Origin of the sequence: Thermogemmatispora onikobensis (genome assembly GCF_001748285.1) — a bacterium.
Lineage (GTDB): Bacteria > Chloroflexota > Ktedonobacteria > Ktedonobacterales > Ktedonobacteraceae > Thermogemmatispora > Thermogemmatispora onikobensis.
The window spans coordinates 1-11,046 of sequence record NZ_BDGT01000092.1 but is presented as its reverse complement, the minus strand read 5'-3'; the positions used below and the strand labels follow the sequence as shown (position 1 = coordinate 11,046).

The 11,046-nt window shown below is 59.0% G+C and carries 10 protein-coding genes; all 10 read left to right on the top strand.

The window, feature by feature from the left end; all coding sequences use genetic code 11:
- A partial coding sequence (locus tag BGC09_RS21630) for a GTPase (RefSeq protein ID WP_218104135.1) occupies positions 1 to 1,209 on the top strand: 1,209 nt, incomplete at its 5' end.
- A 139-nt stretch (positions 1,210 to 1,348) separates the two neighbouring features.
- Positions 1,349 to 2,134, top strand: a complete 786-nt coding sequence (locus tag BGC09_RS21625; protein WP_069806281.1) for a hypothetical protein — start codon at positions 1,349 to 1,351, stop codon at positions 2,132 to 2,134.
- Positions 2,135 to 2,299: 165 nt separating this feature from the next.
- Complete coding sequence (locus BGC09_RS21620; RefSeq protein ID WP_069806280.1) at positions 2,300 to 3,220, top strand: prephenate dehydrogenase; 921 nt, start codon at positions 2,300 to 2,302, stop codon at positions 3,218 to 3,220.
- A gap of 390 nt (positions 3,221 to 3,610) precedes the next feature.
- On the top strand, positions 3,611 to 4,558 hold the full coding sequence (locus BGC09_RS21615; RefSeq protein WP_069806279.1) for a VOC family protein: 948 nt from the start codon (positions 3,611 to 3,613) through the stop codon (positions 4,556 to 4,558).
- A 5-nt stretch (positions 4,559 to 4,563) separates the two neighbouring features.
- Complete coding sequence (locus BGC09_RS21610) at positions 4,564 to 5,211, top strand: GntR family transcriptional regulator (protein WP_069806278.1); 648 nt, start codon at positions 4,564 to 4,566, stop codon at positions 5,209 to 5,211.
- 188 nt (positions 5,212 to 5,399) lie between these two features.
- On the top strand, positions 5,400 to 6,314 hold the full coding sequence (locus tag BGC09_RS21605) for a DUF6282 family protein (RefSeq protein ID WP_069806277.1): 915 nt from the start codon (positions 5,400 to 5,402) through the stop codon (positions 6,312 to 6,314).
- A gap of 143 nt (positions 6,315 to 6,457) precedes the next feature.
- Positions 6,458 to 7,183, top strand: coding sequence for a PIG-L deacetylase family protein (locus BGC09_RS21600; RefSeq protein ID WP_069806276.1), 726 nt, complete (start codon positions 6,458 to 6,460; stop codon positions 7,181 to 7,183).
- Complete coding sequence (locus BGC09_RS21595; RefSeq protein WP_069806275.1) at positions 7,180 to 7,878, top strand: 4-carboxy-4-hydroxy-2-oxoadipate aldolase/oxaloacetate decarboxylase; 699 nt, start codon at positions 7,180 to 7,182, stop codon at positions 7,876 to 7,878. The genes BGC09_RS21600 and BGC09_RS21595 overlap by 4 nt, the downstream gene beginning before the upstream one ends.
- 3 nt (positions 7,879 to 7,881) lie before the next feature.
- Positions 7,882 to 8,778, top strand: a complete 897-nt coding sequence (locus BGC09_RS21590; RefSeq protein WP_069806274.1) for an NAD(P)-dependent oxidoreductase — start codon at positions 7,882 to 7,884, stop codon at positions 8,776 to 8,778.
- Positions 8,779 to 9,181: 403 nt separating this feature from the next.
- Positions 9,182 to 10,450 (top strand): MFS transporter, encoded by a 1,269-nt coding sequence (locus BGC09_RS21585; protein WP_069806273.1) that lies wholly within the window; start codon positions 9,182 to 9,184, stop codon positions 10,448 to 10,450.
- Positions 10,451 to 11,046: the final 596 nt, after the last annotated feature.

Below are 11,046 nucleotides of genomic sequence, written 5' to 3'. Positions count from 1 at the left end.
ACCAAAAAGAACATTGTGGAGCAGTTGCTCCCGCGAGCCTTTCGCAAAAGCGAGCGTCCGAAGAGCGTGCGCGAGCTAGGCCTCAACGTCCTCAAGAACCTGCCAGCCAATCTGGCGCTCATGCAGGCTTTCATGCGGGCGGTCAATTGGAAGCAGGCCCATGAGGAAGTGATGGCTGGCCTCAGCAACACGGTGGTCCTTGTCGGGCGGCCCAACTCTGGCAAAAGCACCCTCTTCAACAAGATCATGGGAAAGAACATCTCCCTGGTATCGCCCGAGGCAGGTACCACTCAGGCACTGGTGCCTGCCGAATTTGGTCCGTTCACACTCATTGATACCCCTGGCCATCTCCCTGACATTACCAGGGGAGCGCTGGAGCAGGCGAGTGTGATTGTGCTCTTGCTGGATGGTGTACGAGGGCTGCAGGCAGAGGACCGTGCGCTCTACAACGACGTGAAAGCCTTGAACAAGCCCACGGTGATCGCGGTGAACAAGATCGATGCCTTACCAGCGGGATCAGATGGTGATCGTCTGGCGACCGAGATCGCCGTGCGCCTGGGAGTAGCTGGGGTTATTCCGATCTCGGCCCAGAACGGCCAAAACATTGCCGAGGAGCTGATTCCGGCCATCATTGAAGCCAGCCCCGAGGCCGCTCTAGTTATTGGGAGGGAGCTGCCAGCCTTTCGCCGCAGCGCGGCGCAGCGCATCATTCGCAACGCCACGCTCCTCAGCCTGGCTGCTGGTCTGGAGCCGGTCCCTTTCATTGATATTCCCATTATCCTGGGAACCCAGGTGCGTCTGGTACTGCGCCTGGCCGCTCTCTATGGAGAGCCTCTCTCTTCCAGCGAAGCGACGCGGCATGCACGCGAGCTGATTCTGACAATGATAGGCGGAGCGGGCCTGCGCTACCTGGCGGAGCAAGTAGCCAAAGTAGTGCCTGTAGGGGGTGATCTGGTAGCTGGTGCCATTGCGGCTGCCGGAACATGGGCCATCGGTCAGGTAGCGCTGGAATACTATGACAGCGGCAAGCAGCTCACGCCCCGGCGGCTCCAACAGCTCTACCGTCGGTTCTATCGGCGCTTCCGTCAAGAGAGGACCATTGAGGAGCTGCAGCGCTATGCCCGCGAAGAAAGAGATGAGCGGCTTTTGCCAGGGGGGGGAGAGCCAGCGCCCTCCGGAGCGGGGTCAGAGCCAGGTCGAGCTGAGTAAGAGGGAGAGCAAAGCGCTCTGCGCGCTCATCTCATAGCGACGGGGCAGCAGTTGTGCGGCCTGCTGGCTAGTCTACCAGGAGCCTGAAGTCCCAGGGTCCCTGACCTGGTATGAGACTACGACGAGAAGAAAGAAAATCATGTCGTTCCCCTATGAGCGTTATCGGACACTGCTGGATAGCTTCCTGCTCTACTATCCGCGGGGGTATGAGCAGCAAGCGCGGCATCTCCTGCTGAAGCTCAATCAGGCGGCGGAAGAGCTAGGCCGTTTGCTCAAACTGCCGCTGCCGGAGCTGGAGATCATCCTGGTCGCGCCACCTGACTGGGAGAAGGTGCCTCATGATGAGGATCTGGGGAAAGCACAGACCCGGCTGCCCTATTTTACCAATGCGACTGAGCCGCCCTCGTTGGTTGTGCCGACGCAGCTTGACCCCATCATTGGTGAACCGACAGCCGAGAAGCTGACTTTCCTCTTGTACCATGAGCTGGCCTATGCTTTTTTGGAGCAAGACCCGCGTCCCTGGCCGGAGGACTATCCGCTCTGGGCAGATGAATGGCAACTACAGTTCGCAGCCCTTTGGCTTGCCCATCGCCTCGATGGCCAGCACGACGTGGTCAATCGGGATCTGCATGAGTTGTATGCAGAGATCTTCCTGGCCGAGGAAGATGGGAAGACGCCGGTCACCATTCGCAGCTTCAGCTGGGACGAGGAGACCTCGGCGGAGGATTATCTATGCTTCGATCTGCTGTTAGAGCGCTTTGCCGTCGACCTTCTCAGGCGCGCCGGTCCCGAGGTCCTGCCGCGCTTTCTGCGTGAGTATCGCAAAGAGCAGCGCGCTTTGCTCAGCGATGAGGTCACTACCATGTTGGGGGCTGCTATTGGCCCTGATGGAGTAGTCTGGCTGGAGAGCTTGCCCTACTTTTAGGTGAGGGAGCAAGCCCGTCGCGCGCCTCCCCTCTCAACCCGCCAGCGCGAGAGTGGACGCGACCTTCTTTCTGACGCTGTTGGCTTCACCGTTGCTCTCGTAGCTTTGGCTTCGTATGCTCATCGATCGACAATATCATTGGCTGCACTAATGTGAGGATGATCCATGTTTCAGCGTGTAGCGATTGTCGGATTAGGATTGATCGGCGGCTCAATCGGGCTGGCCCTCCATAAGGCGAAGGCGGCCCGAGAGGTAACCGGTTATGACCTAGGGCGTGGAGTTTGCGAGCAAGCCCGCAAGGTGGGAGCCATTGATCAAGCCTATGACTCGCTGGCCGACGCTGTGCGAGGCGCCGAGCTGGTGGTGCTGGCGACTCCCGTCGGGGCAATGCGTGCCCTCTTACAGCAGCTAGCCAGCTGCGTAACCCCTGGAACCGTCATTACCGATGTGGCAAGCACTAAGGCCCAGGTCATTAGCTGGGCGGAGGAATTTCTGCCAGAGAATGTCTCGTTCGTTGGTGGGCACCCGATGACCGGGAAGGAAGTCAGCGGAGTCGAGGCTGCTGATGCCGGCCTCTTCCAGGGACGTATCTATTGCCTGACGCCAACGCCACGGACCCGCCCGAGCGCTGTCAACAAGGTCGCCAGCTTTGTGGAAGCCTTGGGGGCTCGCATTCGCTTCCTTGAACCGGCGGAGCACGATGGCCAGGTCGCCTATGTCAGCCATCTGCCTTTCGTGGCCTCCATTGCCCTCATGACAACCGCCGCCGAGGCACCTTCCTGGGGCGATGCGGCCTTGCTGGCCTCTAGCGGCTTCCGCGATGTGACACGCCTGGCCGCTGGCAGCCCCGAGATGTATCGCGATATCTGCCTGACCAATAGCGAAGCCCTGGTGCGCAGCCTCAATGAGTATCTACGGACACTCACGCGGCTACGCGATCACATCGCGGCCCATGATCCGCACTTGAATGAGATCTTTGCTCGCGCCCAGGAGCTGCGCCTGCAATGGCAGGCCGCCTTTGGTACTGCAGACACCTCCGAATCACGGCGTCGCCAGCCCGGTCACAATGGGTCTTCAGGTCGCTAGGCGCTGCCCTGCTGCCCTTGCCTTGACAAAGCAGCAAAAATATGGTATACTCTTATAACAAATGCTGAGGAGCAGGCTATGGTTGGCGCTGCTCCTCATGCCAGGCAGTCACAGAGGTCCACCTAGTCCTCTTCTTTTTTTGTACGAGCATTGTCGACAATCTTGTAGACACAATTGTTGATGATGAAAGGGTGCTCTGTGGGCGGAAGCGATGGTGGCGAGATGCTCGAAGCAAGAGAGCAGTAAGATGTGGAGTCTTACGCTTTCATTGTTAACAATCTTGTAGACAGGATTGGCAGCAAGATTCTGCGAGGTGAAGGGGCCTGGCGTGTAGGTTGCACGGTGCAGTCATTGGGAGTCATGACCTGCTACAAAGGAGGTTCCGGAGCCATGTCCGAAGCGTTCTGCTTTGACATTGCTCACCTGGGGCATGTTGAGCTATTGACCCCTAGCTTTGACGAGAGCCTCTGGTTTTTCGTCGAGGTCCTGGGCATGGAAGAAGTGGCCCGGCTTGGGCGCTCGGCCTATCTCCGCTGTTGGGGCGACTATGAGCAGTATTCGCTCAAGCTCACGGCGCATGAGCATGCTGGTGTTGGTCATACGGCCTTGCGGGCAATGAGTCCGGAGGCTCTAGAGCGGCGTGTGGCCATGCTAGAGCAAGGAGGCATGCGAGGGACGTGGATCGAAGGGGACTTTGGACATGGCCGGGCCTATCAGTTTCGTGGCCCCGATGGCCATCTTCTAGAACTCTATTACGAGACCGAGTACTATCAGCCTCCCGTCCATCTACGCCCTGCCTTAAAGAACCAGCCCCAGAGGTTGACCGGGCGAGGGGTGGGAGTCAAGATGCTCGATCATGTTAATTTCCTCTCTTCGTATGCCGAGGCGGACGGTGAGTTCGTCGAGCGCTATCTGGGTCTGCGCCTGACTGAGCAGATTCTCCTCAACAACGGTCGGCGCCCAGGATTGTGGTACCGGGCCACCAACAAATCCTACGACCTGGTCTATACACAGGATGCCACAGGCGCCAGGGGACGTCTCCACCACATCGCCTTTCATGTCGAATCCAACGAGCTGATCTGGCGGGCTGCCAATCTCTTCGTTGATTACGGCGTCTTCATCGAGTTTGCCCCTAGCAAGCACGCTATTAATCAGACCTACTTTGTCTATGTCTATGAGCCAGGCAAGAACCGGATTGAGGTCTGCTCTGGCGGCTACCTGGTTTTAGCTCCCGACTGGAAGCCTATCACCTGGACAGAGGAGGAGCGTGCGCGCGGTCAAGCCTGGGGGAACAAGACCGTTGAAACCTTCCATACCTATGGTACACCAGTGGTTTGAGGAAGATGGGAACGCAGCTATTGAATGAACAGTCTTGCTATGAGTGTCTTCGCAACTGGATCATTGACGGCACGCTGCAGCCAAATGAGCGGCTGATCGAGCTTGAGCTGGCGGCCCGGCTGGGGGTCGGGCGGGCGATGATCCGTACTGTGCTGGCGCGCCTGGAGCAGGAAGGGCTGGTAGTGCGCGAGCCGAACCGGGGCGCGCGCGTTCGTTTCGTCTCGCACGAGGAGGCCCTGGAGATCTTAGAGGCGCGCACCGCCATCGAATCGCTGCTGGCCCGCTTCGCTGCCATGCGAGCCCAGCCGGCAGATATCGCTCAGATGCGCAACCTGCTGGAGCAGATGCGGGCCTGCATTGAACATGGCGACCTCGTCTCCTACTCAACCCTGAATACGGCTTTGCATCGGGCGATTGCGGAGGCCGCTCACCACCGTACTGCGGCCCGGTTACTGGAGACCCTCGGCTCGCAGAGTGTGCGCTATCAGTATCGCACCATTCTGGCGCCCGGTCGTCCAGCAACCTCGTTGACCGAGCACGCTGCCGTTGTTGAGGCTATTGCTGCCCATGATCCTGATACCGCTGAACAGGCTATGCGCGCCCACCTCTCAGGCGTCTGTGAAGCCCTGCGACGCCTGAGACAGGGCCTCTGAGGTCCCACAGCCACAAGGAAACAGCCAGTCCGGGCTTGCTTGTGGACGGGTGTGCGATGCCGATGCAGAGGTCAGGTCGTGTCGTGTGGCCGGTGAGTAGATGAACAGCCCGGACTGCTTGATAGAAGTAAAAGAGTAAGAGAGGCTTCGGCACATCACAAGTCAAAGCGTAGAGGAGAGTGAACCGGTTGATCGACAGAGAGCGTGACGATCTTGTGCGCTTACTGGCAGGCGCTCTTGACATTCACCTCCATATTGAGCCAGACCTGATAGAGCGCAGCACAGATGACCTCTCGCTGGCCCGCGAATTTCGCGCTCTCGGCTGGCGCGGCTTTGTCCTGAAGTCGCACTATTTTCCCACCGTCGAGCGCGCCAGAGTGGTCTCTGCTGCTGTTCCGGGGGTCCAGGTCTTCGGGGCTCTGGCACTGAACCACGCTGTGGGTGGCTTCAATCCGGTGGCTGTCGAGATTGCTGGCCGGGCTGGCACGCGCATCGTCTGGCTGCCTACGGTTGATGCGGCCAACGAGTCGCCAGAGAGGCAGGCGGCCCGTGGCGAGCGCCACCAACCATTTTGGGCCCGCATTCAGCAAGAGATTCGGGCGAAAGGTTATGCTCCAGAGCCGCTCAGCGTCTTCGATGAGCATGGCCAGCTGCGGACCGAAGTGCGGGCCTGCCTTGCCAGTGTCGCCGAGTACGATATGGTGCTGGCCACAGGGCACCTGGCGCGGGATGAGATCTTCGCCGTCGTGGCAGCAGCGCGAGAGAGCGGCGTGAAGCGCATTGTGGTTACTCACGCTCTCTTCCCCTCGCAAGCGCTCTCCCTTGAGGAGCAGCGACGGCTGGCCGACATGGGAGCCTATATTGAAGGCTGTTATACCACCTTCTACACCAACAAATGCCCGTGGGAACGACTTTTCGCGGCTATTCGCGCCGTTGGTCCCGAGCGAACTGTGCTCTCATCTGATCTTGGCCAGCGTTCGAATCCTCCGATTGTCGCCGGTCTTCTCGATTTCGCTGCTCATCTGATTGCGGCTGGCTTCACACCGCGAGAGGTGCAGCGCATGCTGGTTGAGAATCCGGCCCGGCTGGTGGTAGACGAATAGGCATGGTCTCTGGCCCTGAGCCGACTCTGGGTGATCCTCGTCGGGCAAGCAGGGAGGTGGAAAGGGGTGTAGTGGGGCCGGGCAAGGCCGACAGATAGTGAACATTGTGACAAATCCTTTGGTTAAGTGAGGAGACAACATCTATGGCGAAGGCTGCAGATACGGGTACCTTAATGGTAGTGAGTGCCCATGCTGCTGACTTTGTCTGGCGTGCTGGGGGAGCCATCGCCCTCTATGCGCAGCGTGGTTGGCGTGCGCGAGTTCTCTGCCTTTCCTTTGGAGAGAGGGGCGAATCGGCGCGCCTGTGGCAAGAAGGCAAAACATTGGAAGAGATCAAAGCCATTCGCCGGGCTGAGGCTGAGCAGGCCGCGACGATTCTAGGAGCAGAGGTACGTTTCCTGGACGCCGGCGATTATCCACTCGACGTGACGCCCGAGCTGCGTGATGCCCTGGTCCAGGAGTTTCGCCAGTATCGACCAGACATCATCTTGACCCATTCTCTGCAAGATCCCTATAACATGGACCATCCGCGCACGACCCAGCTTGTTCTGGAGAGCCGCATTCTGGCCCAGGCGCATGGCTATCCTTCTTCCTACCCCGTCATTGGGGCGCCCCAGGTCTTTCTCTACGAGCCGCACCAGCCAGAGCAGTGTAGCTTTCGCATCGATCTTCTGCTTGACATCACATCGGTGTTTGACAAGAAGCGTCAAGCTATGGAGTGCATGGCCGCGCAAGAGCATCTCTGGGCCTATTACACCGATGTTGCCAAGCGGCGTGGTGTGCAGGCGGGACGCAACTCCGGCCAGCGCGTCGTCTACGCGGAGGCCTATCAGCGAGTCTATCCCAGCGTTGGAGGTGAGTTCGTATGAAGCGTCCTGTTATCGTCACAGAGGTGCCACGACCAGAAGCGGCCCTGGTCGAACAGCTAGCGGCCTATGGTGTGGCTACCGTGCACGAAGCCCTTGGCAAAGAGGGATTATTGCAGCCGTATCTGCGTCCTATCTATCCCGAGGCGCAGGTCGCGGGGGCCGCTGTGACCGTCCTCTGTCCTCCTGGAGATAACCTCATGGTGCACGCAGCTATCGAGGTCTGTCAGCCTGGTGATGTGCTGGTTGTGGCGACAGAAGCCCCATCGACGGATGGCATGTTTGGTGAGCTGCTGGCCACCTCGGCGCGAGCGCATGGAGTAGTGGGCCTGGTTGTTGACGCCGGAGTGCGCGATGTAGCGGCGCTGAGCGCCATGCGCTTTCCTGTCTGGTCGCGGGCCATCTCGGCGCGAGGAACCGTCAAAGAAACGGCTGGGGCGGTCAATATACCGGTCGTCTGTGGTGGTGCGCTCATCAAGCCCGGTGATGTCATTCTGGGCGACGCCGATGGGGTTGTATGTGTTCCTCGCCAGGCCCTGGCTCAAACCATTGCTCAGGCCGCTGCCCGTACCGCCAGAGAGAATTCCACTCGCGAACGTCTGGCTGCTGGCGAACTCGGTCTTGATCTCTACGGCCTGCGCAGCAAACTCAAGGCCCTGGGCGTTGAATACGTGCGCTATGACGAATGGGAGGGGTGAGCCATGCGTCTCGGCTTCATCGGCTTTGGTGAGGCAGCCTCGGCGATTGCCGCTGGGCTAGCCGAGGAAGGGCTACGCGAACTCTATGCCTATGATGTTGTCAGTGGCCAGGCCCTCGCTGAGCGGGCGGCCTGCTGCGGCGTCCGCCTTGTAGCCAGTCTGGCCGAGCTTGCGGCCCAGGCTGATCTTGTACTCTCGCTGGTTACAGCGAGGGGCGCCTTGACGGTGGCGCGCGAGATTGCCCCGCACCTGCGAGTTGGAACGCTCTATGCTGATCTCAACTCGTGTGCCCCGAGAGTCAAGGCTGAGATCGGCCAGGTAATTGCCCGACTGGCCCCTGGAGCCTGCTATGCCAGTGTCGCTGTCATGTCTGCTGTACCTCCGCTACGGCACCGCGTCCCTCTGGTAGCCGATGGGCCAGGGGCAAGACGCCTGCGCGAAGCTCTGGAACCCTATGGCATGAACATCGAAGTTCTGGAAGGGCCATTGGGCGCGGCGGCTATCCTCAAGATGTGTCGCAGCGTTGTCCTCAAAGGTCTGGAGGCCCTCTTTCTGGAAGCCTTGCTCGCAGCTGAGCAGGAGGGCCTGACCGAGCAGGTGCTGACATCGCTCAATGCCTCTTTCCCCAAGACGTCCTTGGGGGATCTCGGGGTCTATTTGCTTGACCGACATCGACTTCACGCTCAGCGCCGGGCCGATGAGATGCAGGAAGCAGCGGAGACCCTGGCCAGCCTCGCGATTGACCCCCTGGTTTCGGCAGGGGCTGCTCAACGCCTGCGCTGGTCGGCTGAGCGACTGACTGGTTTGGCGGCTCCGTCCAGGGCCGAGGCTGAGGTGGGCGGTGAGGACCCCCAGAATGGGGCCTACCGTGTCCTGTTGCATCAACTCAGCGATGCTTGAAAGCGGAAAGGAGGTGTAAAAATAGCAGGCACTCAAATCTTGGTAAGCAGGATAAGCAAATGGTATACTCCATAGCAAGAGAGGGAAGTAGCAAAGAGAGCTGCAGAGTATTAACAGGCAGAAGAAGCCGGCTCAGAGACTGAAATCGCCCGCCGTTTCATAGGAGCCGGTTGAACTTCCTCAGTGCTGAGGAAAGAAGCTGCAGATCGGGCCAGGCAAGCTTGCGCTGAAGAGCGAGGTGCCAGCTTGATGGAGTCCAACAAGCCAGGATTGAGGCTTGTGTGGCTGGCATGCCCAGATCAGCAAGGGCAGACTATGTGCCAGATGAGGGGCACACTAGAGGACTGTTCATCGGGTCAAGTGAACAAGTGAACGAGCAGACAAGAAAAAGGAGTTTGCAGGTATGGCTTCGCCGCAGAAGAGGTCTTGGTTCCGTTACGAGAACGGTGTCGTTCTCATGATGTTCTTCACCTTTGGCTTCGTCTTTATGGAGCGACTCAGCATTGTCTACCTCTTCCCTTTCATAGCTCCTGATCTGAAACTCAACAATGCTGAGATTGGGATGATCGCCTCCGTGCTTGCCGTGTGCTGGGCGGTCTCCGGTTTCATCTTTGGCTCAATCTCCGATCTTGTTGGTTCGCGGAAGAAGGTTTTGCTACCCATCACCCTTGCCTTTTCGCTCTTCTCGTTCCTCTCAGGGCTGGCCCGCAGCTTTTGGCAGATGATTCTCGTACGCGGCCTGATGGGCGTCGCTGAGGGGCCGGTGCTGCCACTGGCGCAAGCGAGTGTCATTGCGGCCTCCACGCCCGAGCGTCGTGGTTTCAATCTGGGTTTTGTCCAAAGCTCGTTAGGGCTGATTGGCTCATTTCTGACGCCGATCATCGTCACGCAGATTGCTGTCCATTACTCATGGCATGAGGCTTTTTATCTGGTCGGGGTGCCTGGCCTGGTGATGTTCTTCGTCCTGCTCAAATGGATGCGCGAGCCTGGCCGGGGGACGGCTCAGGAGGCCGAGGCGGTTGAGCACACCAAGGTACGGCTGGCTGACATCGGTGCGGTCTTTCGCCATCGCAACATGTGGTTCTGTGTGCTCATCGCCATCTTCTCAATGACCTGGCTGTTTGCCTTTACCACCTTTGCGCCGACCTTCCTGACGGAGGTAAGCCACTATTCACCTGATGAGATGGGCCTGATCATGTCTGCGGTAGGTTTGGGGACCTTCGTGTGGGGCTTCGTTGGACCGGCCATCTCCGACCGTCTGGGTCGCAAGCCTACCTTAATTCTCTTCGCCTTCGTTGCCTGCCTATCGCCGATCTGCCTGGCCTTGTTGCGTGCCCCTGTAGGACTCATGATGGTCGTTGCCTTCCTGACGACCGTTGGTCAGGCCGTTTTTCCGCTTTTCCTGGTGATCATTCCTGGTGAGTCCCTGCCGTATCGATTGGTGGCCAGCGCAGTCGGCCTGACCCAGTTCATTGGGGAGCTGGTGGGTGGTACTTTTGCCCCCTGGCTGGGCGGTGTGGCCGCCGATCACTGGGGGTTGGTGGCTCCAATGTGGATTGCTGCCGCTGGCATGTTGGTCAGCGCACTACTGGCCTTTGGTCTCAAAGAGACAGCTCCGGCGAAGGTCGGACGTGGAGCGCTTGAGACCCAGGAAATCGTGCCCACGGCCTAACCCTATTGTCCTGCTCCCTTTTCCTCTGTTAGAAGCGAGCCCTGAGAAAGGGCTCGCTTCCCGTTTAGGGGAAATTTCTGGAAAATTGGCCAATACCCCCTTGACAACCGATCCTGGCTGTGAGATAATCTCACTCGCCTCGCAGAGAGAAACAAAAAGACAGCGAGGCCACTCAGCGAAAGCCGGTCTAACCCGCTCATCGCTGGTGGGTTGCCCAGGTCCAACACGGGTAGCCACTGCCAGTTACCTTCTCTTCCCAGGTGTTCCACGTGGTGGGGGTTTATGCTCTCAGCGAGGTGGCACCAGGAAGGGGCGGGGTAAAGATAGCGGCCTGAGTGAGGCCAGATTACTGCACCTTGACAATTGAAGAGTGGAAAACAGCAGAGGCGGATGTGCTGTGTTCGCTACTGATGGATTGCTGCGGAGGTGATCCTCTTCAGAAGAGGCTCGCCAGTCAACGCAGGTCAGTTCGTCAGGCGAGGCGGCGCAGATGACCCTGACGTCCAGAAGAACATAATGGCGGATGGTTCGCTCAGCGGAGGCTGAGGAGCCAGTCGCTGGAGATAGAAGCTCGACATCGCATGTTCAAGTAAGGA

Excerpts from the sequence above, each read along its gene's own strand:
- BGC09_RS21595 (WP_069806275.1), top strand. The coding sequence starts at position 7,180 with ATGAAGCGTCCTGTTATCGTCACAGAGGTGCCACGACCAGAAGCGGCC.
- BGC09_RS21625 (WP_069806281.1), top strand. The coding sequence starts at position 1,349 with ATGTCGTTCCCCTATGAGCGTTATCGGACACTGCTGGATAGCTTCCTG.
- BGC09_RS21615 (WP_069806279.1), top strand. The coding sequence starts at position 3,611 with ATGTCCGAAGCGTTCTGCTTTGACATTGCTCACCTGGGGCATGTTGAG.
- BGC09_RS21585 (WP_069806273.1), top strand. The coding sequence starts at position 9,182 with ATGGCTTCGCCGCAGAAGAGGTCTTGGTTCCGTTACGAGAACGGTGTC.
- BGC09_RS21600 (WP_069806276.1), top strand. The coding sequence starts at position 6,458 with ATGGCGAAGGCTGCAGATACGGGTACCTTAATGGTAGTGAGTGCCCAT.
- BGC09_RS21610 (WP_069806278.1), top strand. The coding sequence starts at position 4,564 with ATGGGAACGCAGCTATTGAATGAACAGTCTTGCTATGAGTGTCTTCGC.
- BGC09_RS21590 (WP_069806274.1), top strand. The coding sequence starts at position 7,882 with ATGCGTCTCGGCTTCATCGGCTTTGGTGAGGCAGCCTCGGCGATTGCC.
- BGC09_RS21620 (WP_069806280.1), top strand. The coding sequence starts at position 2,300 with ATGTTTCAGCGTGTAGCGATTGTCGGATTAGGATTGATCGGCGGCTCA.